At 45.9% G+C, this 25,779-nt stretch carries 23 protein-coding genes; 17 read left to right on the top strand and 6 right to left on the bottom strand.

Going from position 1 to position 25,779, the window contains the following annotated elements; translation table 11 throughout:
• Positions 1-63 precede the first annotated feature (63 nt).
• On the top strand, positions 64-918 hold the full coding sequence (gene dapF / locus R5H20_RS18885) for a diaminopimelate epimerase (RefSeq protein WP_006638934.1): 855 nt from the start codon (positions 64-66) through the stop codon (positions 916-918).
• A 76-nt stretch (positions 919-994) separates the two neighbouring features.
• Positions 995-1,360: a HesB/IscA family protein gene (locus tag R5H20_RS18880; protein ID WP_006638933.1), complete on the top strand. Its 366-nt coding sequence runs from the start codon at positions 995-997 to the stop codon at positions 1,358-1,360.
• Between the two features lie 168 nt (positions 1,361-1,528).
• On the opposite strand, the gene R5H20_RS18875 is transcribed toward R5H20_RS18880, so the two are convergent.
• A complete protein-coding gene (locus R5H20_RS18875; protein WP_006638932.1) occupies positions 1,529-1,753 on the bottom strand; it encodes a cold-shock protein in 225 nt (74 codons plus the stop codon).
• Between the two features lie 142 nt (positions 1,754-1,895).
• Between R5H20_RS18875 and R5H20_RS18870 the strand changes: the two genes are divergently transcribed.
• Positions 1,896-2,099, top strand: a complete 204-nt coding sequence (locus R5H20_RS18870; RefSeq protein ID WP_006638931.1) for a hypothetical protein — start codon at positions 1,896-1,898, stop codon at positions 2,097-2,099.
• Positions 2,100-2,130: 31 nt separating this feature from the next.
• Here R5H20_RS18870 and yumC read toward each other — a convergent pair whose 3' ends face one another.
• The gene (yumC, locus tag R5H20_RS18865) at positions 2,131-3,129 is read right to left on the bottom strand and encodes a ferredoxin--NADP reductase 2 (protein WP_006638930.1); all 999 of its coding nucleotides are present in this window, start codon (positions 3,127-3,129) and stop codon (positions 2,131-2,133) included.
• A gap of 361 nt (positions 3,130-3,490) precedes the next feature.
• On the opposite strand from yumC, the gene R5H20_RS18860 reads away from it, so the two are divergent.
• The 4 genes from R5H20_RS18860 to R5H20_RS18845 all read left to right on the top strand — a co-directional run bounded on the left by R5H20_RS18860 (position 3,491) and on the right by R5H20_RS18845 (position 6,226).
• The gene (locus R5H20_RS18860) at positions 3,491-4,708 is read left to right on the top strand and encodes an NAD(P)/FAD-dependent oxidoreductase (protein WP_162148091.1); all 1,218 of its coding nucleotides are present in this window, start codon (positions 3,491-3,493) and stop codon (positions 4,706-4,708) included.
• Positions 4,709-4,896: 188 nt separating this feature from the next.
• Positions 4,897-5,028 (top strand): YuiA family protein, encoded by a 132-nt coding sequence (locus tag R5H20_RS18855; RefSeq protein ID WP_006638928.1) that lies wholly within the window; start codon positions 4,897-4,899, stop codon positions 5,026-5,028.
• A 74-nt stretch (positions 5,029-5,102) separates the two neighbouring features.
• Positions 5,103-5,423 carry a YuiB family protein gene (locus R5H20_RS18850; RefSeq protein ID WP_006638927.1) on the top strand — a complete coding sequence of 107 codons (321 nt, stop codon included), beginning with the start codon at positions 5,103-5,105 and terminating at the stop codon, positions 5,421-5,423.
• Between the two features lie 140 nt (positions 5,424-5,563).
• On the top strand, positions 5,564-6,226 hold the full coding sequence (locus R5H20_RS18845; RefSeq protein ID WP_029418739.1) for a 3D domain-containing protein: 663 nt from the start codon (positions 5,564-5,566) through the stop codon (positions 6,224-6,226).
• Between the two features lie 46 nt (positions 6,227-6,272).
• On the opposite strand, the gene R5H20_RS18840 is transcribed toward R5H20_RS18845, so the two are convergent.
• Positions 6,273-6,749, bottom strand: a complete 477-nt coding sequence (locus R5H20_RS18840; protein WP_006638925.1) for a divergent PAP2 family protein — start codon at positions 6,747-6,749, stop codon at positions 6,273-6,275.
• A 164-nt stretch (positions 6,750-6,913) separates the two neighbouring features.
• On the opposite strand from R5H20_RS18840, the gene R5H20_RS18835 reads away from it, so the two are divergent.
• Positions 6,914-8,404 carry a leucyl aminopeptidase gene (locus R5H20_RS18835; RefSeq protein ID WP_006638924.1) on the top strand — a complete coding sequence of 497 codons (1,491 nt, stop codon included), beginning with the start codon at positions 6,914-6,916 and terminating at the stop codon, positions 8,402-8,404.
• A gap of 162 nt (positions 8,405-8,566) precedes the next feature.
• Complete coding sequence (locus R5H20_RS18830; RefSeq protein WP_006638923.1) at positions 8,567-9,895, top strand: Na+/H+ antiporter family protein; 1,329 nt, start codon at positions 8,567-8,569, stop codon at positions 9,893-9,895.
• Between the two features lie 69 nt (positions 9,896-9,964).
• Here the strand turns inward: R5H20_RS18830 and R5H20_RS18825 are convergent, their stop codons facing one another.
• On the bottom strand, positions 9,965-10,561 hold the full coding sequence (locus R5H20_RS18825; RefSeq protein ID WP_006638922.1) for a biotin transporter BioY: 597 nt from the start codon (positions 10,559-10,561) through the stop codon (positions 9,965-9,967).
• 99 nt (positions 10,562-10,660) lie between these two features.
• On the opposite strand from R5H20_RS18825, the gene R5H20_RS18820 reads away from it, so the two are divergent.
• A complete protein-coding gene (locus tag R5H20_RS18820; RefSeq protein WP_006638921.1) occupies positions 10,661-11,257 on the top strand; it encodes a sulfite oxidase-like oxidoreductase in 597 nt (198 codons plus the stop codon).
• Between the two features lie 110 nt (positions 11,258-11,367).
• Here R5H20_RS18820 and ald read toward each other — a convergent pair whose 3' ends face one another.
• On the bottom strand, positions 11,368-12,507 hold the full coding sequence (gene ald, locus R5H20_RS18815) for an alanine dehydrogenase (protein ID WP_006638920.1): 1,140 nt from the start codon (positions 12,505-12,507) through the stop codon (positions 11,368-11,370).
• A gap of 112 nt (positions 12,508-12,619) precedes the next feature.
• On the bottom strand, positions 12,620-13,858 hold the full coding sequence (locus R5H20_RS18810) for a sporulation transcriptional activator AdeR (protein WP_040348527.1): 1,239 nt from the start codon (positions 13,856-13,858) through the stop codon (positions 12,620-12,622).
• Positions 13,859-14,020: 162 nt separating this feature from the next.
• Here R5H20_RS18810 and R5H20_RS18805 point away from each other — a divergent pair, with 162 nt between their 5' ends.
• The 7 genes from R5H20_RS18805 to essA all read left to right on the top strand — a co-directional run bounded on the left by R5H20_RS18805 (position 14,021) and on the right by essA (position 25,769).
• Entirely contained in the window at positions 14,021-15,424 is a 1,404-nt protein-coding gene (locus tag R5H20_RS18805; protein ID WP_006638918.1) for an alanine/glycine:cation symporter family protein, read from the top strand.
• Positions 15,425-15,790: 366 nt separating this feature from the next.
• Complete coding sequence (locus R5H20_RS18800; RefSeq protein WP_006638917.1) at positions 15,791-16,087, top strand: WXG100 family type VII secretion target; 297 nt, start codon at positions 15,791-15,793, stop codon at positions 16,085-16,087.
• A 78-nt stretch (positions 16,088-16,165) separates the two neighbouring features.
• A complete protein-coding gene (locus R5H20_RS18795) occupies positions 16,166-16,405 on the top strand; it encodes an ESX secretion system protein YukD (RefSeq protein WP_006638916.1) in 240 nt (79 codons plus the stop codon).
• Between the two features lie 14 nt (positions 16,406-16,419).
• Positions 16,420-17,715: a type VII secretion protein EssB gene (gene essB, locus R5H20_RS18790; RefSeq protein WP_006638915.1), complete on the top strand. Its 1,296-nt coding sequence runs from the start codon at positions 16,420-16,422 to the stop codon at positions 17,713-17,715.
• Positions 17,716-17,747: 32 nt separating this feature from the next.
• Entirely contained in the window at positions 17,748-22,232 is a 4,485-nt protein-coding gene (gene essC / locus R5H20_RS18785) for a type VII secretion protein EssC (RefSeq protein WP_006638914.1), read from the top strand.
• Positions 22,229-25,291, top strand: coding sequence for a type VII secretion protein EsaA (gene esaA / locus R5H20_RS18780; RefSeq protein WP_006638913.1), 3,063 nt, complete (start codon positions 22,229-22,231; stop codon positions 25,289-25,291). Before essC ends, esaA begins: the two co-directional genes overlap by 4 nt.
• Positions 25,281-25,769, top strand: a complete 489-nt coding sequence (essA, locus tag R5H20_RS18775; protein WP_006638912.1) for a type VII secretion protein EssA — start codon at positions 25,281-25,283, stop codon at positions 25,767-25,769. The genes esaA and essA overlap by 11 nt, the downstream gene beginning before the upstream one ends.
• The last annotated feature ends 10 nt before the right edge of the window (positions 25,770-25,779 follow it).

The following is a 25,779-nucleotide window of genomic DNA, read 5'->3' as shown; positions in this document are numbered from 1 at the left end:
ATATTGTGTCCCATCCTTTCAGCTTTTATACTAAAAGAAATAAAAAAATTGTTGGAGGCCGCTATGAATGTTTTTCGATTTACTAAAATGCACGGTTTAGGAAACAGTTATATATATGTCAATCAATTTGAAGAAAATCTGCCTGAGGAAATGCTATCAGATCTTGCCGTCAAGGTTTCCTCGGTTTATACGGGAATCGGCTCCGACGGGATGATTTTGATTTGTCCTTCTGATCAGGCGCCCGTAAAAATGCGGATTTTCAACAGCGACGGCTCCGAAGGGAAGAATTGTGGAAACGGTTTGCGCTGTGTCGCAAAATATGCTTACGAACATAAACTTGTAAAAGAAAAAACATTTTTAATTGAAACGCTGTCAGGCCTTGTGACGGCTGAAGTCGAAGTCAAGGACGGAAAAGTGGTTTCGGCTACGGTCGATATGGGGGAGCCGCGCCTGCTCAAATCCGATCTGCCGATGCTTGGCGATCAGGATTCTGAAACGATCAATGAACCGATGGATTTCAGCGGCCGGGAAATGAAAGGAACCGCCGTTTCGATGGGAAATCCGCACATTGTCTTTTATGTAGATCGTATTGAAGAAGCCCCGCTTGAAACGCTGGGACCCCTTATCGAAAAAGACAAAAGATTTCCGGAAGGCGTCAATGTGGAGTTTGTTGAAGTGGAGAACGAGAAGGAACTTCATTTCCGTGTATGGGAGAGGGGCTCAGGCATCACCCAGGCTTGCGGAACAGGCGCTTGTGCGGCAGCGGTCGCTTCGGTATTAAACGGATCTGCCAAAAAGGAAACGGACATCACCGTTCATCTTGCCGGAGGCGATCTCATCATCAACTGGAAAGACGACGGCCGTGTCATGATGACAGGACCGGCCGAAACAGTATGTGAAGGCGTATTTTACGTTTGAAAACAGGCTGTTTGAGAAATAAAGGATTGGCATTTATAATAGAGATGCACATGACAGCCAGAGGAGGTGCTTTTTCATGAGCGATAAAACCGTTACGCTTACTGAAGCGGCTGCCCTTCATATTAAAGATATGATGAAGGAGCATGAAGAGGAAAATGCTTTTTTGAGAATCGGTGTTAAAGGCGGCGGCTGCAGCGGTCTTTCATATGGAATGGGATTTGAACACGAAAAAAACGAGAATGACAATGAATTCGTCCAGCATGGCATCACGTTCCTGATTGATCAGGAAAGCCTGGATATCATGAACGGAACGGTCATTGATTTCAAACAGTCGATGATGGGCGGAGGCTTTACGATCGACAACCCGAACGCCATCGCATCGTGCGGCTGCGGCTCATCATTCCGGACGGCGGCGAACGCCGGCAAGCCTGAAGAGTGTTAACGCCTTTTCCCGAGAGATAAATAACAAAAACACGCCTTTCGATGATGGAGATCATTCATCATGAAGAAGGGCGTGTTTTTCTGAATGCGGGCCGGGAACAAGCGGAAATAACCGTCCCGCTCAGGAGGCTTGAGCAGGACATCTGCGAATGGAGAACGGCCGGGGTGTTTATTTTTGGTTAAAGATGCGGTGAAGGTTGCTTGTATTGTTGGTAATTGAAGTTAAAAAGCGGCTGCCGCTCACCATTTCCTGATTGCAAAGCGGACATAAAGGGCGGTCACTGCTTGTAAAGTTTTTTCTCATCCATCCGTTGCATTCTTCTGCCGTACATTCCCACGTGCTGACATCTTCTTTTGGAAGAGGTTCCTGGTTTCGATTGTTGTAGTAAGACATAGCGTCACTTCCTAACGAGGATTTTTTTGGTGCATATAAGAATATTTTGTGAATCTTAAGACATTCTATTCGCTCTTTTGTTATTCTATACTGGACAAGTTCCATTTTGGAACAAAAGCCCCCTATGAAAAGAGGTGCAATATTGGAAGAAAAAATAAACTGCAGACACTGCGGCCAGCTGATCCCATACCGTTCAACAGTATGTGAAGCGTGCGGCTGCAAGGAGCCTCTGCCGAAAGCTGATAAAATCAAAGACCGCATCATTCTGACTACTGCGGGCATTGTTGGTGTATTGACGATTGTCCTGATTTTAGGAACGATCTTTTCGTATATAAAACTGATCTAATAAAAAGGAGCCGGTTGTAAGGCTCCTTTTTTTATTTATTCTCAAACATGCTTGTTGAATGAAGCGGCTGAACGCGCGCTTTAGGGTCCATATAGGCTTTTGCGTTGTTGACGGCGGTTGGAGCTTCTCCAAATCCGCTGGCAATCAGCTTGACTTTTCCTTCATATGTGCAGATGTCGCCTGCGGCATAGAAGCCCGGGATGTTTGTTTCCATCGTGGATTTGACCTTGATGGAGTTTTTCTCGATGTCGAGCCCCCAGTTTTTGATCGGGCCGAGAGATGAAACGAATCCAAAGTTGACAATAACATCATCCACATCCAGGATTTCTTTTCTTTCCCCTTTGACTTCCTCAATAACGAGCTGCTCAATCTTTGTTTCGCCGATCAGCTCAGTCGGAACAAACGGGGTCAACACGTTGACTTTAGAGTTATGAAGGTTTTCAACGCTGTGTTCATGAGCACGGAATTTGTCGCGGCGGTGAATGATCGACACCTCTTTTGCAATCGGCTCAAGCATAAGCGCCCAGTCAACGGCAGAGTCTCCGCCTCCCAATACCGCGACGCGTTTGCCCGCGAATTTGTTCAAATCATCGATAAAGTAGTGCAGGTTCGCGTTTTCAAATTGAGCTGCTGATTCAAGCTCAAGCTTTCTCGGCTGGAAAGCGCCGTTTCCGGCCGTAATGATGACCGTTTTTGAATAATGCACTTCTTTGTTTGTGACGAGTTTAAATATGCCGTCCGCCTGTTTTTCGACGCTTTCGACGGCTTGTTCAAGGCAAACAGTCTGATCGAATTTATCCATTTGCTCCTTTAGATTGTCAACGAGTTCCTGGGCGCGGATTTTAGGGAAGCCGGCCACGTCATATATGTATTTCTCCGGATATAGAGCGGACAGCTGGCCGCCAAGCTGCGGCAGACTTTCAATGATTTTAACGCTGGCTTGCCGCATCCCGCCGTAAAACGCGGTAAACAAGCCGACAGGGCCGCCTCCGATGATGGTAATGTCATATACTTTTGAGTCTTCACGCATGAAAATAATGCCCCCTAAGTGAAAATTGTTCTTAATTATATCATATCACATAAAATAAATACGAGCGTGCCGGTTTTTTTTGGTGAGAAAATCTTACCACCATGGCCGTGTTCAAAATGCACATGAAGCATATTGAATCTTGAAAAAACAAATATGAATCGCTATGATGTAGTTGTGAACAAAACGGTAACTCTTTATGAATCTTTTGTGTCGATCGAATGCGGAAAAAAGCGGCTTTTTGGTGTTTTAAAGTGAAGGATTTCACAAACTTTTTTTCATAAAAAGCCGGCCTCAGGTTGAAAATAACCCAAAGGCTATTTTTAATCCGGCTTGGCAGTAAAATATAGAAAAGGTGGATGTGATTCCGTTGAATAAGCCAAAAGTAGTAGTGTTAGGTGCAGGTTATGGAGGATTAATGACTGTTACAAGACTCGGCAAAAAAATCGGTGTCAATGAAGCAGATATCACGCTTGTCAATAAACACAACTATCATTATGAAACGACCTGGATGCATGAGGCGAGCGCAGGAACGCTTCATCATGACAGATGCCGCTATCAGATCAAAGACGTCATCAATCAGTCGCGTGTCCGCTTTGTACAGGATACGGTTAAGAAAATCAATAAAGAAGAAAACAAAGTCGTCCTGGAGACCGGCGAGCTTTCATACGATTACCTTGTTGTTGCTCTGGGAGCCGTTCCCGAGACTTTTGGGATTTCCGGTTTGAAGGAGCATGCCTTTCCGATTTCCAATATCAATACGTCACGCCAGCTTCGCGAACATATTGAATACCAGTTTGCAACATACAACACGGAAGCCGAAAAGCGTCCTGAGCGCCTGACGATCGTAGTCGGAGGGGCGGGTTTTACCGGTATTGAATTTTTGGGCGAATTGGGCAACCGCATTCCCGAATTGTGCAGAGAATATGATATTGACCGTGAGAAGGTCAACTTGATCTGCGTTGAAGCGGCGCCGTCCGTCCTTCCGGGATTTGATCCGGAGCTTGTCGATTATGCGGTCAATTATCTGGAAGGCAAAGGGGTTCAATTTAAGATCGGCACCGCTGTAAAAGAATGTACGCCTGACGGCATCATTGTCGGGAAAGACGATCAAACTGAAGAAATCAAGGCCGGAACAGTGGTGTGGGCAGCGGGTGTCCGCGGAAATCCGGTCATTGAAGAATCCGGATTTGAAAACATGCGCGGCCGTGTCAAGGTAAAACCGGATCTCAGGGTCGAGGGCCATGACAACATTTTCGTGATCGGAGACTGCTCGCTCGTCATTAATGAAGAGACAGACCGCCCTTATCCGCCGACCGCCCAAATTTCAATGCAGCAGGGCGAGACATGCGCCAAAAACATCGCCGCTTTGATACACGGCAAAGAAACGGAAACGTTTACTTTCGATAATAAAGGCTCTGTCGCATCGCTTGGCGAACATGACGCGATCGGTGTGGCATTCGGCAAAAAAATGACAGGAACAACGGCCTCCATGATGAAAAAAATCATCGACAACCGCTCGCTCTTCTTGATCGGCGGACCGGGGCTCGTACTGAAAAAAGGAAAATTCAAGTTTTTCTAACGCTCAGAAGCCTGCAAATTTATTGCAGGCTTTTTTATGTACCGTTTAAAACTTCAAAAACAAAAGAAAAAGAAAGAATACCGATATTTTAAGCGCTTACATGAAATAATCCGTTATATTTTCTGACTTTAACATTGACAATCTTCATGATATTATTATCAGAAAATTGAGAAAAAGGTGTGTTTATGATGAAAACTTCTTCTTCGCCTCATCATTCTGATTCATCATGTACATTTTGTTCCGGAAAGGGCTACTTTCAGCTTCTGCTCGGCGGCTCTGAAACGTGCAGCAATTGCCGTGGAACAGGAAAAGACCGCTGATTCGGCTTTCCAATGATTGACTCGTCTTCCTGCTCCAATGTAAACTAAAAGAGGTTACATGGGGGTGGAAGGCTTTGATTAGTTTACCAGTCGTCATTATTTCAGTTGTCTTGTTTTTTGTGCTGTTTTTCGGAATTGGTTTCTTGCTGAACATGCTGCTCAGGATGTCATGGATTATGGCCGTCATATACCCGATTGTATGCCTTTTCATTGTGAATAAAGAAAAGCTGATACGCTATGTAGAAGCTCCTGGAGAGGCGTTTTCCGGACTCTTTGCCCGTGTGGCTTCTTTGGCGGCGGCGGACATCATGATTTTAGCAAGCGGGATGGCCGGGGCCCTGCTATCCGGAATCGCGATCAAAGCATTGCGAAAAAGAGGATATCAAATGTTTTAAGCCTTCTTCTTTTCCTGAAGAGGGCTTTTTACACGGTTAATTTTCTTACTTTTCTTAAAACTTTCTCGCCATCTGAATATTTCTTTTCCTTGTTGGAAACAACTAGATGGTGAGAGGAGTGGAAAGAATTGAAAAAAGCGATGGCAATATTCAGGCGTTTCTTGATGTCGGCTTTATTTGTCCTGGCTCTTATGACGACTTTCTTTGCGGTTTCCGGAGTGGAGGCTGAGGATATATCAAGCTGGGCAAAGGAACGGGAGTTGTCGTTCAAACAATTGCATCTGACCTTTAAATCACTTCCGAAAGAAAAAGCGGAAAAGACATCACTGTCGGCCGCCAAAGAAATTAAAAACAAACCGAAAAAGCTTGAAGACGCTTTTGACTGGAGCAAATATCCGAAACAAAAAGTGACTGCGACCGGGTACACGGCCGGAGTCGAATCTACGGGAAAACATCCGCACCATCCCGAATACGGGCTTACATATTCCGGTGTCAAAGTAAAAAGGGATTTGTATTCGACCGTTGCAGCCGATCCGTCCGTTTTTCCCATCGGTACGATTTTGTTCATTCCGGACTACGGCTATGGCGTAGTGGCGGATACAGGATCAGCCATTAAAGGAAACCGTCTTGACCTCTATTATGAAACGGTTGAAGACGTCTATAATGAATGGGGAAAGAAAACCCTTGATGTATACGTCATTAAAAAAGGAGACGGTTCCGTAACGGAAGAGGATCTCTTAAAGCTGAATGAAAACAAATCGATGCAGGTATTCAGGCAAAAATACAAAATGGCAAAAGAATAACCAAAAAAACGTTTAAGACCGGACAGGCTTAAACGTTTTTTTAATGCTACATAAAGATATAGTGCAAAAGCAGCGTCAGGACGATTCCCGTCAGCCCTCCGAAAAAGACTTCGATCGGCTGGTGTCCCAACAGTTCTTTTAATTTCTTTTGCTTTTCTTCCTGATGGCTCTTTGGGAAATCCTTCGCTTCATTGACGAAGCGGTTAAAGTCTCTGACAAGCCGGTTGAGAACGGTGGCCTGTTCGCCGGCATGCCTCCTGACTCCTGTCGCATCAAACATCGTGATGACTGCAAAGATTGAAGAGACGGCAAACAAAGATGAATCTATCCCCTGATCAAGCGCTACTCCTGTCGAAAGCGCCGTGACGGCCGCCGAATGCGAACTTGGCATTCCTCCCGTGCTTGTCACCAGCCGCCAGTCCCACTTTCTTGAGACAATGAAAAAAATGGGCACTTTGATAAACTGGGCGAAAAAGATTGCGGCGAAGCCAGCCAGTAAAGGAAAGTTGTTGAGGATTTCCATTTCCCAGAACATCCTTTCTATAAGGAAAATAAAAGATGAATTCAGAAAAACATACGTTTATTTGCTAAAATAAAGGTATGGATTTTAAAGAGGAAAAATGTTTTTCCTATTATAACATTGTTGTTTCATTTTTACTCACTTTGCCGAGAAGGAGCTGTGAACAAATGTTTTACGCCTTTCATGATTTTGAAAAAAACGAAACGCTGATGATCGGATTGTTTAAAAAAAGCCAATTGAATGGAAAAGCGGAAGAAATCGACCGCCAGTTGAACGGCCAGCTGACACAGCTGTTAAAAGACGGGGACGTCTCCTCCACAAAAGCGAAAGTGTCTAAAATATTTACCCCGTCGCTCCCAGGAGTCAAACGGCTGTATGTAGTCGGATTGGGGCGGGAGGCAGAATTTACATTCGAGGATGCAAAGCATTGCTTTGCCGAAGCCATTCAGATGATTCATAAAGACAGGAAACAGGAGTTGACAGTCTGTCTCGACACCTTTGTTTCAGATCGCGTCAACGCGAACGATGCGGCGCATGCTTTGGCGGAATCCGCCATGCTCTCCAGCTATGAAGTGCAGGATTACAAACATAAATCAAATGAACCGGAACGTCCTCTGGAAAACGTTTATGTCCTGACAGACCATGATCTGAAGGAAGTCCAGGCGAGCCTCCATGTCGGCCAAGTGTACGGACATGCGACAAATTCGGCGAGAACGCTTGTGAACATGCCGGGCAACATGCTGACCGCCACAGATCTCGCTTCTTATGCCGCCGAGCTTGCCGCCAAATACGAATTCGAATGCGAAATTCTTGAAAAAGAGGAAATGGAAGAGCTCGGCATGGGCGGACTGCTGGCGGTCAACCAAGGATCAAGCGAGCCGCCGAAAATGATCGTGTTGAAATATCAGGGGAAAGAAACATGGGACGATGTCATCGGTTTGGTCGGCAAAGGAATCACGTTTGATACCGGAGGCTATTCCTTAAAAACGAAAGACGGCATTGTCGGCATGAAATCAGATATGGGCGGAGCCGCCAGCGTGTTAGGTGCGATGGAAGCGATTGGCGAGCTGCGTCCGGAACAAAATGTTCTTGCCGTGATCCCGTCCACAGACAACATGATTTCAGCGACCGCCATGAAGCCGGACGATGTCATTGTGTCGCTCAGCGGCAAAACGATTGAAATTTTAAATACGGATGCAGAAGGAAGACTTGCTCTTGCCGACGGCTTGACCTACGCAAAACATCATGGAGCCTCCATGCTGATCGATGTAGCGACGCTAACGGGAGGAATCATCGTGGCCCTTGGCACGGAAACGACAGGCGCCATGACAAATCATGAGCCGCTTTATGAGGAGCTCAGACAGGCGGCTGAAGAAGCGGGGGAAGCGATCTGGCAGCTTCCGATTACGGAAAAAGACAAAAAGAGAGTGAAAAACAGCCAGATGGCCGATTTGAATAACTCACCTGGAAGAGAAGGGCACGCCATCATGGCCGGCACGTTTCTCGGAGAATTCGCAGAGCAGACGCCTTGGGTGCATCTTGATATAGCCGGTACTGCAACGACAAATAAAAGCACTTGCTTTGGACCAAAAGGCGGAACAGGCGTCATGGTGAGAACCCTTGTCACGTTTGTGGAGCGGTTTGCGGGCAATATGTAAAATGATGATCCTCTTCATTTAATGAAGAGGATTTTTTACGGGCAAATTTTTCATATTGTTAAAGCTTCATTGACGCAATCACAAAAAATGTGATAATATACGTTCATTACTTTAATTATCTACTACATTAGCAAACTAAAGTGTTTGTTCGGAGGTTTCATTATGAATGCAGTTGTGATTGCGGTTATCATTATGCTTATATTAAGCCTGCTGCGGGTCAATGTCGTCATTGCCCTGATGGTGGGCGCCCTCGCCGGCGGTCTGACGGGCGGACTAGGACTTGGCCAGACAGTCAGCGTTTTTACCGAAGGACTCGGAGGCAATGCGACAGTAGCGGTCAGCTACGCGCTTCTCGGGGCATTTGCGGTTGCCTTGACAAAAACGGGTCTCCCGGATGCGATGGTTGAGGCCGCTGTAAGGCTGATCGGCAAAGAAGGGGATGCGCGGCGAAAAACACTTTCAAAAGTATTGATCGTCTTCGTGATTTTAATCGTTTCATGTATGTCGCAAAACGTCGTTCCCGTCCATATCGCATTTATACCGGTTTTGATTCCGCCTTTATTGAAAATTTTAAACGAGCTGCAAGTTGACCGCAGGTTGATCGCATGTGTGATGACCTTCGGTTTAACAGCTCCCTATATTTTGCTCCCGGTTGGATTTGGACAGATTTTTCAGGGGATTTTAAAAGACAACATGAAAGATGCGGGGCTTTCTGTTACGCTTGCGGATATTCCGGTTGCGATGGTGATTCCGGTTGCGGGTATGATTGTCGGTCTGCTGCTTGCCGTTTTTGTATACCGTAAACCCCGCACATATGACATGAAGGAAATCGCCGGTCAAAAGCCTGTGTCTTATACGAAAAAAAGCCTCACCATCGCGGTGCTGGCCATTGCCGTTTCATTGTCTGTGCAGCTTTATTTATCACAGAGCCTAGACGTTGACGGCATGATATTCGGCGCTCTCAGCGGTTTAGTGGTGCTATTCGTAAGCGGTGCGATGAAAAAAGGCGAAGCGGACGAACTGATCACAAACGGGATGAACATGATGGCGTTTATCGGGTTTGTGATGCTGGCGGCTGCGGGGTTTGCCAGCGTGCTTGAAAAAACCGGAGATGTGAAGGCGCTCGTGGAAGCATCAACCGGAATGATCAGCCATAACCAGGTGATTGGGGCATTGCTGATGCTGGTTGTCGGTCTGCTGATTACGATGGGGATCGGGTCATCGTTTGCGACGATTCCGATTATCACGACTATTTTTGTTCCGCTTTGCCTGCAGCTCGGCTTCAGCCCGATGGCGACGATCGCCATTATCGGAACGGCTGCCGCATTGGGTGATGCGGGTTCTCCGGCCAGTGACAGTACGCTTGGCCCGACATCAGGTTTGAACGCGGACGGACAGCACCACCACATTTGGGACACTTGCGTTCCGACATTCATCTATTATAATATTCCGCTCATCCTGTTCGGCTGGATCGCAGCGATGGTTCTTTAAAAAATTCCCCTCTGAAGGGGAATTTTTTTGTTAAAATGAAAAACAGAACCTGAAAGCGGTTCTGTTTTTTTAGAATGAAGGATTTCTATTAAAGCCTGCCGCCTTTTGAACAGCGCGGTACACTTTTGAAGCAAGCGCGGCCAGCAGAATGGAAAATGCAAAGTCTTTGATAAAAAGCCAGACCATCGATTTCCATGCCGCCGTATACGTTACCGGCGTGTTGAGCCAATATTTAAAAGCGAGATACATATAGTTGACACCGATGAAATAGATGACGGCCGTACCGATGACAGAAGCCGCAAAAAAATGCTTTGTTTGCGGATCAGCTTTTCTGTCGGTCACCCAGCCCGCGGCATATGCCGCAGGGATATAGGACAAAATAAACCCGCCGCTGCCTTTGAAAAGAGCGGAAATTCCGCCGGAAAAGTGTGCGAAAACAGGGGCTCCCATAAAGCCGACGAGCGCATAAACAATCATTGCAAGCGCTCCTAGTCTGCGCCCGAGCAGCAGACCTGAGAGCAGGCAGAAAAAGGGCTGCATGGTAAGCGGGATGCCGCCGATTTGCAGAAAAGGGGCAAACGAAGTCATATTGGCGCCGATCCCCATCAGGGCGGCGAACATTCCTACAAGCGCCATGTCACTGGCGCGAAGCTTTTGTTTTTTCATGTTTGTTCCTCCTATGAATGTCACATCATTATCGTAAAAGACGATTGAATAGTTTGTCAACCTTGTTTTTATATAAGTTAACAAAAGGGAGGGAGCCATATGTATTTTGGAAAAATAAAACGGCACAGCCTGACTGACAGAGTGCCACCCAACCAAAATGTCACGACATCATTTCCGGTGCTGCATGCCGGGAGTGTGCCGGATTATCAAGATTTATCAAAATGGAATCTGCAAATTTACGGTCTGGTCGAATCTCCGCTTCTGTTGACCTTTGACGAGCTGAAAAAGCTGCCGCAAAGCGAAGTGTCCCATGATATACATTGTGTGACAGGCTGGTCAAAGCTTGATACCGTCTGGAAAGGCGTCAAAACAAAAGAGATAGCCAAAAGGGTCAAGCCGCTTGAGGAAGCAAGATTTGTCATCCTTCATGCAGAGGAGGGCTGGACGACAAATGTTCCCCTTGATGACTTTTTGAGGGAATCCTCTTTGCTGGCCCATTCGTATAACGGCGTTCCGCTCACTCCTGAGCACGGCTTCCCGCTCAGAGCCGTCATGCCGCATCTCTATTTCTGGAAAAGCGCTAAATGGCTGAGAGGTATCCAATTTACAAAGGAAAACCATCCAGGATTTTGGGAGAAAAACGGCTACCATATGAGGGGAGATCCGTGGAAGGAAGAAAGGTACAGCTTTGATTAGTCTATTAGCGGAGCCGCTACATAGGTGAAATGAATACCGATATGCGTATGAGTCAAATATTGATTCAACCAAAAAAGCAGGAGCCCGCTGCGAGCCCCTGCTTTCATCTATTAAGCTTCAGTGGCGGATGACGAGTTTTCAATCGCCAGTTCCACCGGCACGTAATCATACTGTAAATCTTTTGCCACCGCTTCATATGTGATGTGTCCGTTTGCGACATTGACTCCGGCTTTTAAGGCGGCGTTTTCGAGGATCGCTTTCACTGCGCCTTTGTTAGCGATTTCAAGAGCGTATGGCACAGTAACATTCGTCAACGCCACGGTAGATGTTCTCGGCACGGCCCCCGGCATGTTGGCGACGGCGTAATGGACGATTCCGTGTTTTTCGTAGGTCGGGTTGTCATGGGTCGTAATATGATCGACCGTTTCCACAATGCCGCCCTGGTCGATGGCGACATCGACGATCACGGAGCCCGGCTTCATCTGCTTCACCATCTCCTCCGTCACCAAAGTCGGAGCTTTGGCGCCCGGGATCAGCACTGCACATATGAGAAGATCTGCTTCAGCCACAGCGTCGGCGATATTGACCGGATTGGACATGAGCGTTTGAATTTGATGGCCGAACTGATCGTCAAGCTGGCGCAGCCGGTCTGCATTCAGGTCAATCATGGTCACGTCCGCCCCAAGACCGACTGCAACCTTGGCGGCGTTTGTGCCGACAACGCCGCCGCCGATAATGATCACTTTTCCCCGCGCCACACCGGGAACCCCGGCTAATAAGATTCCTTTTCCTCCTTTTGGCTTTTCAAGGAACTGCGCGCCGATTTGCGCAGCCATCCGTCCGGCTACTTCCGACATCGGCGTCAGCAAAGGAAGAGAGCGCCCGTCGCTCACCGTTTCATAAGCGATGGCAGTCACGCCTTTTTGTTTCAGCGCTTCAGCCAGGGAAGGCTCTGCTGCCAGATGCAGATAAGTGAACAAGATCAAGCCTTCTCTGAAATACGGATATTCTTCCGGAAGGGGCTCTTTTACTTTCATCACCATCTCGGCTGCATTCCAGACGGCTTTCGCCTGTTCGGCGATTTCGGCTCCCACAGATACATAATCTTCGTTGTCAAAACCGCTTCCAGCACCGGCATTTGCTTCTATGATGACGCGGTGCCCTGCGGCGATCAGCTGTGAAGCTGCACCAGGCGTCAAAGCCACCCTGTTTTCATTGTTTTTAATTTCTTTTGGAACCCCGATTATCATCGCGAATCGCTCCTCCTTTTTTAGGAAAACTTCTGTTACTTTAGTTTATATTGATTTTTTTGAATTTTCTTTGTTTGATTAGAAAAATAAAAAAACATGCATTTGTGGAATTTCACAAATGCATGTTTTGCAGCTTGATTTCAAGATAAATCGAGAATTTCTCGTTAATGTTTTTCAAATCGATTTCTGCGATTTTACTAATCCGCTTGAGCCTGTAGTTTAATGTATTGACATGAATGTTCAGCTTTTTGGCGGCGGTGTTTACATTGCTGTCGCATTCGATGAATTGTTCAAGGGTTTCGACTAGGTTGGAATGGTGTACCTTGTCGTACGCCTCAAGCCGTGTCAAAGAATAGTTGGGATAGCTGTCATGCTTTCGTTTTTCGGCAAGCACGTCAAGATATTGGTAAATGCCAAGCTCAGAAAAACTGACAAGGTGCTTCGTTTCTGCAGCAAACCGCTCTTTCACCTTTAAAACCGAGAGCGCTTCCTGGTATGACTGATGAACGCGCGTGATCGATTCATATATTCCGCCGATCGACAAGGTACAATCATGCAGCTTATAGCGTTCTTCAAGCTGTTTTTGGATATTGACGGCAAATTGTTTTAAATCGTTGAAGGGCTGTCCGTTTTCCCCTGTTTTCGGAGAAGCGAGGATGATCAGCTCATTGTAGTCGAGCGTTGTCAGAAGAATTTGCACCTGCTGTGTCGTTTCCAATAAATAATTGAGCTGTTTTTCGGTTTTCTCCTCAATTTCGCTTTTCAGGCGGACGATCAAAACGGAATAAGAAGATGGGACCCTGATGCCGAGCTGGTGAAAGCCGTCTGCGATTTCCTGTTCCTCTGATATGTGCCCGGTGAGCAGCTTCCAGAAAAACTCCTGGCTGCGCTGTTCGTTTTTTCTTTTGCGGACCTGATAAGGCAAAAGCTTATTTTTTACGGATTCAGCTGCAAGCTTCAATAGATGCAGCTCTTCGTCAGAGAGTGTTTTATGGCTTTCCAGCGCCCAAATAAATCCGATGACTTCGCTGTTTTTCCAGATTGAAATCGCCACGCGGTTGCTCAGTCCGACTTCATCGATTTGTTCTACTCTGATCGGCTCGTCCGTTTTCAACAGAGCGGGGATGGTCCCGTCTTTCCAGAGCTTGTTGATTACTTTTTCAGGAACGCGGCGGCCGATAATCGTCGAGGTTCTCGCCGGATCGGTATAGTCGCTGTGTGTGCTGTAGGCGAGGAGCCGGTGATTGACATCTTCGATTGTAATAGGACAGTTCAGCACTTCGCTGATATGATCTGCGACATCTTCCAGACGGTCATAGTTGTATTTAAAAGGATTCATTCGATTGTTCATAAAAAACCCCTACTTTATGTTTGCAAAAAAATTTTTTGACATATACCCATCTTACTTTTATTATGGTTATAGTTGTTTGTGAAAATCAACAAAAAAGTTGGAGTTCATTTATTAATTTTCATAAATGATGAGACGGCATGCAATTAAGAGGAGAAGGAAAGAGTGTTTATTTTAGAGAAAATCAACGGAATTTTGTGGGGAGTACCTGGAATTGTCCTGCTTGTCGGCACCGGAATTTTTCTGACGATGGTGCTGCGGGGGCTGCAATTTAAAAGATTAATATATGCATTTAAACTCGCTTTTGGGAAAGAAAAAGAATCGTCCGGGGCAGAAGGGGATGTCAGCAACTTTAAAGCTTTGATGACGACCCTTGCCGGAACGATCGGAAACGGCAATATCGCCGGCGTGGCAACGGCGATTACAGTCGGGGGACCGGGCGCTTTGTTTTGGATGTGGCTCGTCGGCCTTTTAGGCATGGCCACCAAATACAGTGAAGCGCTGCTGGCGGTGAAATACCGGGTCAAAAATGAACGCGGGGAATACTCCGGGGGACCGATGTATTATGTAGAAAAAGGACTGGGGAAGAAATGGAAGCCGCTTGCCGTCTTATTCGCGCTTTCAGGTGTGCTCGCTTCATTTGGAATCGGAGACTCGGTCCAATCCAATACGATTTCTGAAGTCGTTACTCAAAGCTTTGCAATTCCCGGCTGGGTGATCGGCCTTATTCTCGCCGTATTAACGGCGGCGATTATTTTCGGCGGATTTCAGCGTGTCAGTGCTGTTGCGAGCATCTTTGTGCCGATTATGGCGATCCTTTATATCGGCGGCTCGCTGATCATTATTTTTATGCACTATGATCAAATCATCCCGGCGTTTCAGCTGATTTTCCACCATGCTTTCAACCCTGTTTCAGCAGCGGGCGGCTTTTCGGGTGTGGTTGTTTCAGAAGCGATCAGAAACGGAATGTCAAAAGGGATCTTTTCGAATGAAGCGGGTCTCGGAACAGCGGCTTTGATTGCAGGAAACGCGAAATCCGACCATCCCGTTAAATCGGCCCTGGTTGCGATGACGGGAACGTTCATTGTCACGTTGATCGTTTGTACAATGACCGGGCTTGTGCTGATTATTACGGGCTTTTGGGATCCTTCAGGCGGATTGATCTCAGGCGTTGCACATGATGCGTCCCTTGATGCAGGCGCACTGACAAACGCGGCGTTTGCTTCTTCATTAGGAGCGGCCGGCAAATACATCGTCACATTTTCAGTCATCTTTTTCGGCTACTCGACAATTGTCGGCTGGTATGTTTATGGAGAAAAATGTCTGGAATATTTGGTCGGTTTAAAATGGGTGCCGATTTACCGGATCGTGTATGTGTTTGCGGCATACTACGGAGCCGTGGCAAGCCTGGACACCGTCTGGGCTTTCGCGGATATGGCGAACGCTATCATGATGATCCCGAACCTTGTGGCTCTTATTCTGCTATGGAAAGTCATCCGCGCAGAAACCGACGATTTCTTTTTACACCATTACAACAAGGAAAAGGATGCTGAGCTAAAAGCCGGCTGATCGGCAAAAACAGCCTGCCTCAAGACGGGGGCGGGCTGTTTTGCTATCCAAATTCCTTCATTATTATGTGATCCACCCTTTTTACTATGGTCTGTTCGGGTTCAAACCGCGTCTTCCTGAATAGTCTATTAGAACCATGTCTTTTGATCTGATCCGTACCGGTACTTGAAATTGAGATATTTTTACTAGATATCTATAATTTTAGTTGGTTGGAAATAGAGGAACAATAAACCTTTAGACTCATTTTGTAAAATTACAACAGATTTGTTTGACTGTGCCTCAATCTTGTTTTTATAATAAAAACGTTCAAAAAAATAAGTTATTTAGCCCATATCTAGGGCGAATAGCGCAGGAGGTATAAGGAATATGTCAGGAATCATTCGTGTGACGCCGGCGGAACTCCGGCAAATGGCTGACAGATATCAAAAGGAAAGCGGAGATGTAACTGAACAGGTAAACCAGCGTCTTGATCAAATGATCAATCAGCTTCAGGATATGTGGGAAGGTGAATCAAGCCGTGCATTCGCAGAGCAATATCAAGAGCTAAGACCTTCTTTTCTAAAAATGGCTGAACTTCTAAGTGACGTCTCCAAACAGCTTCATCAGACTGCTAACACTCTTGAAAGCACTGACCAAGACATCGCTAGCCAAATCCGCGGCTAATTACAGATTAGAAGAACGAGAGAAGCGCCTAATTCAAAAGAAGATGACGGCGCTTTTTCTATTGAGAGGTGATGAACTGTGTACGTCGACATTACCATCGATTTAAAGCACTATGACGGCGGCGCTTTTGATCTCAGACTGTCAGATTACCATTCTGTTAAAAAGGTCATCGATATCGCATGGCAAGCCAAAAGCATCCCCTTGCCTCCGCGCGAAGGGTACTGGGTAAGGGTGACGAATAAAGATGCCGTTTTTTCAGGCGAATACACGTTAGCCGACTGCGGGATTACGACAGGTGACCGTCTGGAAATACTATGAAAGGATCTGGATGAATGACAGAAAAAAAGAAAACGTATCTGGAAAATCAATTAGAGGCGGTCATGACGAAAGAAGACGACACTTATATCATTCGTTTTCAAAGAGAAAAAATCAATCTTGTAAACGGTTTGGAAGCAAACGTCATCAAAGAAGTCAATCCTTCCTTTAAAAAGGAAACCGTTATGACCGATGATGAAGTCCAAATTTCGATTCAGCCTCCGTCAGAATACAAGCCATTTCGCCATTTGAAAACGAAAAATAAAAAAAGCAAATGGCTGTTTGCTTATCAGCTCGTCAAGGCTGTTGAAGAGCATTCAGTCAACAGGCTGCACTTGATCGCGGCACCGGAAAACATTGTCTTTGACAAGGGACTCACCCCCGCATTTTTACATTATGGAGTGAAAGAAAGCATTCCGCCATACGAAAACGATGAAGAAAGACTGTTTAATGAAGTGAAAGCGGCGGCGGCGCTGGCCGTCGACTGGGAATTTTCCTTTGAAGATTATTTGAAATACAGTGAAACGATAAAGTTCTCAGACGAGGCCAAAGGCATCATCTCAAGCAAAACATACGGTGAATTAAAAGCCTTCATCAAAACGAAGATCGATGAACTGGATGCCGAAGAAAAAACGCTTGTCCATCTTCCGAAGAAGAAATGGAAGGTTCAAAGATACATAGGATTGGGACTCATTATATGCTTAATACCGGCCGTTTTATTTTCATTTTATTCACTGTTCTTTATCCAGCCGAAGCAGGCAGCGTTTATTGACAGCAACCGCTACTTTTTAAATAAACAATACAGCAAAGTCATCAGCACGCTTGATAAATATGATGCCGGTGAAATGCCGGAGTCTGTTCAATACCAGCTTGCTTATTCTTATGCGGCGGTTGACAATGTGCTGAAGGAAGCCAACGGACAGGAAGTCGCCCTGAATTTGCTTACGCTTCAGGCCGATCCGAAGTATTTCCAGTATTTCATTGAAATTGGCCGGGGTGAAAACAAGGAAGCGTTAGAAACGGCCCACTTGTTGGAGGATGACCGCTGGATCGGCTATGCGATTATCAAATATGAGCAAGAAATCAAAGCGAATGACAAATTGTCGAGCGAAGAAAGAGAAAAACAGCTTGAACCGCTTGAAAAAGAACTCGAACAAGTGAATGAGAGACGAAAAAAAGCGGAAAACGCCGAAGAAGCCGAGCAGACTTCTGCTGACCAGCAGCAGGCCGCACAAGAGGCTGAAAAAGCAAAGCAAGAGGCAGAAAAGGAAAAAAAAGAAAAGGAAGACAACAAGAAAAAAGATGACAAATAAAATAAAACCTGTTGTTTGCAGGAGGCGGAAAAATGAATCTGTTATGGATTTTTTATAGCGAAAACTATCAAAACGTAAAGCTGGATCATCCCAGCACCCGCACGCTGACCATCGGCCCTGAGCTGAGGCATTCCGTCACCATCCGCCACTTTCCGTTTGAAAAAGGTCCGGTGACGCTGGACAAGCAAAGGGATGCCGACGCTTACAGCGTGTCTCAAGGAGAGGAGCCTGCCTTTCTGCTGAAGCTTGGCGAAAAAGCGGCAGTAAAGGACGGGAAGGAAGAACTGGTCCTCTTTTTAACCGAGGAACAGGAAAGCGCCCCTGTTTATTATTTAGGAGAAAGAAAGGAAATCGCGATTTCCTCCCATGATCAGGAAGCTGACGTCTATTTCTCTGAGATGGATCCATTCTTCGGGAATCAGGCAACGTTCTCAATCATCAGACTTGAAGATCAATGGAACGTCATTCCAAATGGCGCTAACGTTTATATGAACGGCGAAAAAATAACCGCGCCCGCCTCATTGCAAAACGGAGATGAAATCTTATTCGGGCTGAATACCTTCCGGATCATTGAAGGCGATCTTTTGGAAATCAACGCGCGTGAGCCGTTCGAAACCGCTTTGGAGCAAACGGTAAAACCGAGCTCTGAAACGAAAAACAAATACCCGCAATATCGCAGGCCGCCGAGAATGATCTATGACCTGCCTGATGACAAAATCTCATTCAGCTTCCCTGCGCAGGAAAGCGACAATGACAACAGAGGATTATGGCTGATGATCCTTCCTCCAATTGTCATGCTGGTCGTCATGGGAATCGTGGCGCTCATCCAGCCGCGCGGGATTTTTATCCTCGTCTCGCTGGCGATGTTTATGATGACGCTGATTACATCAACGGTGCAGTATTTCCGCGACAAAAACCAGCGCAAAAAGCGCGAAGAGAAAAGGGAGAGGGTCTACACCCTCTATCTTGAAAATAAAAAGAAAGAGCTGCATGAGCTTGCGGAAAGGCAAAAGTTTGTCCTGAACTTTCATTTCCCTTCATTTGAAAGAATGAAATATTTAACACGGGAAATCAGCGGCCGAATTTGGGAAAAATCGATTGAAAGCGAGGATTTCCTTCAGATCCGCCTTGGAACGGGGACGGTTGCTTCCTCCTATCACATCAATTTGAACGGAGGGGATTTGGCAAACCGCGATACAGACGATCTTCTTGAACAAACGCAAAAAATAGAGCAGGTCTACAGAGAACTGAGAAATGCTCCGGTTACCGTGAACCTTGCCGAAGGCCCGATGGGTGTCGTCGGAAAGTTGTCTGTTGTAAAAAATGAAATTCATCAGCTTGTCGGACAGCTGGCTTTTTTCCACAGCTATCATGATCTGCGCTTTGTGTTTATTTTTGATGAAGCGGAGTACAAAGACTGGGAATGGATGAAATGGCTTCCGCATTTTCAGCTTCCGCATACATATGCGAAAGGCTTTATTTACAACGAACAGACGAGGGATCAGCTTCTCTCCAGCATATATGAGATATTAAGAGAGCGCGATTTGGATGAAAACAAAGAAAAAACGCGGTTCAGACCGCACTTCGTCTTTATCATTACAAATCAGCAGCTGATCGCAGAGCACGTCATTCTCGAATATTTGGAAGGTAAGCAAAAACATCTCGGCGTTTCGACGATTGTTGCGGCAGAGACAAAGGAAAGCCTGTCAGAAAACATTCATACCCTTGTTCGTTATATTACTGAGCATGAGGGCGATATTTTGATCAAGCAAAAGAAAGCCGTCCAGATCCCTTTTCAATTGGATGATCATCAAAGAGAAGATAATGAAATCTTTTCACGGACATTGCGGACGCTTGATCACCAGATGGGCATGACAAATTCAATCCCTGAAACCGTATCGTTTCTCGAGCTGTTCCATGCAAAAGAAGTCAATGATATCGCCATCAGAGAAAAATGGCTGACAAGCGAGTCGGCTAAATCGCTGGCGGTACCGATCGGTTATAAGGGGAAAGAGGACATCGTTTATTTGAACCTGCATGAAAAAGCGCACGGGCCGCACGGGCTGCTTGCGGGGACAACAGGTTCGGGGAAAAGTGAATTTTTGCAGACGTATATTTTGTCTTTGGCTGTTCACTTCCATCCGCATGAGGTCGCCTTTTTGCTGATCGACTATAAGGGGGGCGGAATGGCGCAGCCGTTCAGAAACATTCCCCATCTGCTAGGAACGATCACGAACATCGAAGGCAGCAAAAACTTCAGTGCGCGCGCCCTGGCGTCAATCAAAAGCGAGCTGAAGAAAAGGCAGCGCCTTTTTGATCAGTACAGTGTCAACCATATCAATGATTATACGAAGCTGTATAAACAGAAAAAAGCAAAAACACCGATGCCTCATTTATTCTTAATATCCGATGAGTTTGCCGAGCTGAAAAGCGAAGAGCCGGAATTTATCCGCGAGCTTGTCAGTGCGGCAAGGATCGGCCGAAGCCTTGGGGTGCACTTAATCTTGGCGACGCAAAAGCCGGGCGGCATCATCGATGACCAGATCTGGAGTAACTCCAGATTTAAAGTGGCCTTAAAAGTGCAGGACGCAAACGACAGTAAAGAGATCCTCAAAAACGGGGACGCGGCGACCATCACGGTGACAGGTCGCGGCTATTTGCAGGTCGGAAACAACGAAGTATACGAGCTGTTCCAGTCTGCGTGGAGCGGTGCGCCTTACATGGAAGACGCATATGGAACAGAGGATGAAGTCGCGATCGTAACGGATACCGGCTTGATTCCATTGTCAGACGTTGATGCCGATCAGTCGGCGAAAAAAGAAGTGCAGACGGAAATTTCCGCCGTCGTTGAACAAATCGAGCAGATTCAGGGGGAAATGGGAATCGAAAAACTCCCAAGTCCTTGGCTGCCGCCGCTTGAGGAGCGCATTCCCAAAACGCGTTATCCGTCGGATGAAGCCGATACGTTCAACTTCGCCTTTATCGATGAACCTGAGAAGCAAAGCCAGAAGCCGATCAGCTATCGCATGATGGAGGACGGAAACATCGGAATCGTCGGGTCTTCAGGCTACGGAAAATCGCTCAGCGCCATCACCTTCCTGATGAGCTTTGCGGCTGAATACACGCCTGGGGAGCTGCACAACTACATCTTTGACTTTGGAAACGGAACGCTTCTGCCGCTTGCGAGACTTCCGCATACGGCCGATTATTTCCTCATGGACCAGACAAGAAAAATCGAAAAATTTATGGCCCGGATCAAAGAGGAAATCGAGCACCGGAAAAATCTCTTCCGTCAGAAAGAAATCAGCCACATCAAGATGTACAATGCGCTGAATGAAGAAAAGCTGCCGTTCATCTTTATCACGGTTGACAACTTTGACATTATCAAAGATGAGATGCATGAGCTCGAACAGGAATTCATTCAGTTCGCCCGCGACGGCCAGTCATTGGGAATTTACTTAATCCTGACGGCGACAAGAGTCAACGCGATCAGGCAATCGCTCTTGAACAACCTGAAAACAAGGGTCGTCCACTATTTGCTTGATCAGTCTGAAGCTTATTCGATTATCGGAAGGCCTGAGTACAGCCTTGAACCGATACCGGGACGGGTCATTATCAATAAAGAGAGCCAGTATTTCGCACAAATGTTTATGCCTGTTGAGGCAGAGAACGATCTCGAACTGTTTGAACAGATCAAAGCGGATATTCAGGCCATCGCGGACCGCTATCAAGGCATGAGAAAGCCGGCTCCGGTGCCAATGCTGCCGCTCGAGCTTTCCGTGACGCAGTTCATGAGGGATTACCCGCTGCAGCCTGAGAGAGGACTCATCCCTATGGGGCTTGATGAAGAGACGGTTGAGCCTGTCTACTTTAACCTAGAGAAAAACAAACACTGTCTCATCATGGGACAGACCCAGCGCGGAAAAACAAACGTCATCAAAATCATGCTTGAACATCTGCTTGACCATGATACGAAAAAAATTGCCGTGTTTGATTCGATTGACCGCGGCTTGTCCCAATACGCAACAGAAGATGAGATCAGCTATCTTGAGACAAAGGACGATATATTGCTTTGGCTGTCTGAGGCGGAGGAAATCTGCCGGACAAGGGAAGCGATGTACGTGGAAGCGGTCAGATCAGGGGAAACCGCAAAGCTTGACTTCTCGCCGATGGTCTTTATCGTTGACGGAATTTCACGCTTCCAGCAAACAATTGACGCATCGATCCAAGACAGGATGGCCATGTTTATGAAATCATACGCCCATCTTGGTTTCCACTTCATCCCTGCCGGAAACCACAACGAGTTTACAAAAGGGTATGATTCATTAACGAGCGAGGTCAAACAAGTCAGACATGCCGTCCTGCTGATGAAAAAGTCCGAGCAAAATCTGATTCAGCTCCCGTACGAACGGCAGGAGCCGGAAATTCAGCCGGGCTTCGGTTACATTGTTGAAAACGGCAAGGAAAGGAAAATTCAAATTCCTTTATGTTCTGTAGAAAGGAAGAAAATGAAATGACGGAACAACAGAAAAGCTCGCTGAAAATCATCAGCGCCGTGCTGATCGTCATACTGCTGCCCGTCTTGTTTTTCCATTTCATCGGAGAGAATCCGACGAAAAAAGTGTCGAATGAGACGAAAGAAATCGCCGTTGTCAATGAAGATATCGGCAGCGATCAAGGCAGCGGAAACGACGAGAAAAAAGTGTATTTCGGCCGCGATATCTCGGCTGCACTGGCTGAACGGCCCGACTATAAATGGACGGTCGTCAGCCGCAGCACCGCCGAAAGCGGACTCGCCGACAAAAAATATGATGCGATTGTCTACATTCCATCAGACTTTACGAACAATATTTTAAGCTACAATCATAAGCGACCGCAAAAAGCGGAATTGGATTTCCGAGTTCAAGCCCAGCTTGACGCCGTCAACAAGGAAAAAGTCCAGCGCGAGCTTCAGGACGCCCAAAAGTCTGTCAGCAAAAAGATGTCTTCCTTGTATTGGAATATCGTCAAGCTGAGAATGAAGGATGTCAGAGATGAATTTGACAATATCGTAGACAAAGAATCAGAGTTCCAAAACGCGATGTACAACTTTTACAAGCCGAGCTCAAACAACCTGGCCGGCGAGGTGGAAAGACAAAAAGAAATGATCGACAGCCTGAAAGAATCGATCAACCAAACGAAAGACACCTCAAAAGACCGCAGCACAGGCGTTGAGGAAACCAAAAAACAATTGGACGGTTTTGTCGAAAACGTCAATCAATATAAAAAATACCAACAGGAGCAGTCAAAACTGCTGATGGCCGCCCAGGCGGACAGCGAAAAGCAAATCCAAACGGGTCTGACGTCCATCAATGAAAAACAAGCCAGCACATCAAGCACCTTCGCCCAAAGAATGAACGGCATGACCACTGCGTTTGGGAATTTGCAGACGCAATTTGGCGAGGCTGCGAGATCTAACAAGGAGCTTCAAGACTACCGGTATGATCAGATACCGCAGCAGCAGCTTGGCCAGATCGGCACGATACAGAGCGCTCTGATTTCTGAATATAAAAAACAGGCTAGACAATACACTTTAAATCAAATTGAAACACCTATGCTAAAGAATCGTGAAAAATTGTTTGAATCAAATAATAATGAAACGCCGAAAGAAGAAGAACCAGGGGATGATGGAAAAGAAGAACCCGGAGATGATGAAGACAACAAAAATATAGAAATAAATTTAGATGATGAAGCGAATGAACTAGAAAAGATTTCAAAAGAATTAGAGGATTTGTCTAATAACATTCAAGTACCTAATAAAGAAGAACCTGAATCTCCTTCACCTGGTGAAAACGATGGAACAGCAGAAGATAATACGTCAACAGATCCAGCAGGTAATGGACAAACAGATGAAAACAAATCGAATAATTCAGATGAAGATGGACAGCAGACAGACAGTGGAAATAATGTTGATGATACCACAAATGAAGATCCGACTCCTTCAGAAGAAAATCCGGGTGATCAAGACGGTAATAATCTTGAGGAGTTAAAAAAAGAGTTAAATACCATATCTTCCAATATTGCAGGTGTGAAATCCAACATTGATCAAAAAACAAAAGAACATAACGAAGAACTTAAGAAAAAAATTGATAATTTAGATGAAAAAATAAAAAAACTGAATGATAAAATCGATGGTTTAAATGAAACTGTAAAAAATCTAAATATAGAGATTGACCAAATTAAAACTGATAGAGACAACGATTTTCAAAAAATATATGATAAAATAATAGATCTCGAAACAGAATTACAGACGTATGAATTAAAAGATGAGGTAAGACAGGCATTCGAAAATGATATTTTTGTTAATAGAAATATTAATAATTTAATGGATTACTACAATCTATTATCTATTTACCATGCCACAATAACTGGAAGATATAAAGCAGGGACAGAGCTTGATGATGGAGTTCTCCAAAATAGCAAAAATCAAGTCGACACAGTCCTCAGAGTTAGTGTCGACGAAAACACAAAATGGGAAACCCTAAAAAACAACATGCTCGCCACAAGTGAAGATGTTGAAGCATACACAACGGGTATGACCGATTTTGTGAAAGAGTATGAAACGTTCGTTAAAGAAAAACAAGATGAAATCATGAATGAGCTTGACTCGATTTCAGAGCGGGCAAATGCCGTCACTGAGCAGCTGAGCAATCCGGCAGGTGCAGGATCGGCCGTAATGGAAGGGGATGCAACGGACGGAACTGTTGTACTCAGCATGCAGGATACGCTTGGAAACGACATTCTCAGCTTGTCAGATATGCTCGGTGCATTGTCAGAACATCAATCCGGTGTGATCGATTACACAAACAACATTCAGCAAAGTGTAAACGATGTACAGGAAAAAGCGGATACGCTGAATTCGAACTGGGGCAAAAACGTGAATTCCACCAAACTCGTCCGCAGTGATGTGTACGGCGTTCTCGGCAATGCGTTCGGAGGCAATGACACGTATGTATACGACTATCTGGCAAATCCGGTGAAAATCAGCGGGGACGTTCCGGAGTCTAAAGCGCAGAATATTCCTCCGGTCGTGATTCTCGTGATTGTCTTGATCTCAAGTCTTTTGATCGGCTATTTCAGCCATCACTATCAAAAGGCACCGCTGCTTGTCAGAGGCGCGCTGTTCGGCATTCTCAATCTCATTGTCGGCCTGATGATCAGCCTGTTCGGCTTGAATGTCTATTCACTTGCTGACGACCAGGCAGTGATGTGGACGATCTTTACGATCTTGCTGCTTATCGCAAGCTCTGCGATTATCCGTACGGCATTCATGCTCGGATCCATTCCTGGAGGCGTGGCAACGGCCGCCTTGATTTTGTTCTACATTGCGCCGCTGCTCGATTTGGCGATGCCGAACTTCAGTTTTAATGATCCGGTATCAAAGGTATATATGTCGATTCAATATGGCACTGGAGATCTGTTTGCTCTCGGAATCGGAGCCTTGGTGTTAGTTGCGGCTGTCGTGCTGGCTGTTCCTTTTGTTGTTGAGATTGCAAAAGCAAAAACAGAAGAAGGCGAGATTGACCATGAGGCGTAATGCAAACTGGGGAAAGAAGGGGATCATGGCGATCATGCTCTCCTTCTTTCTTTTCACTCCGCTCGTGAAAGCGGAAGAGACTGATAATGTTGATGTGAAGCCAAATGAATATAAAAGACAGGACATCGAAGTCAACACAGACTACATTCAGGAGGAAGAGCCTGAATACAAGGGAGATATCACCATCCCGGAGGAATTAAAGAACTTTTCTTTTAAAGAAACGAACAAACTTGATCCAAAAGAAGAGCTGAAAGAAATATTTACGGTCACATCAGATGAACCAAACACGGTGGTGGCACAGTTGAAACAGCTTAACCTGTCATTTGATTCTGAACCCTCACGCCTTGGAAAGGAAGATACGGACAGCACCGATCAGCAATCGCTCATCCTGCCGATCCTTTACGGCGTGCTTATTCTTCTCGGCATCGCAGGTCTGTTCTTTTTGATTCCGCGGATTGCGGGACAGCAGAAAAAATAGGAGCTGTTCT

The sequence above is a fragment of the Bacillus sp. KICET-3 genome (assembly GCF_033261025.1).
Classification (GTDB): Bacteria; Bacillota; Bacilli; order Bacillales; family Bacillaceae; genus Bacillus; species Bacillus sonorensis.
Note: the sequence above shows the minus strand (reverse complement) of the source record. Positions and strands in the feature narration are given on the sequence as shown.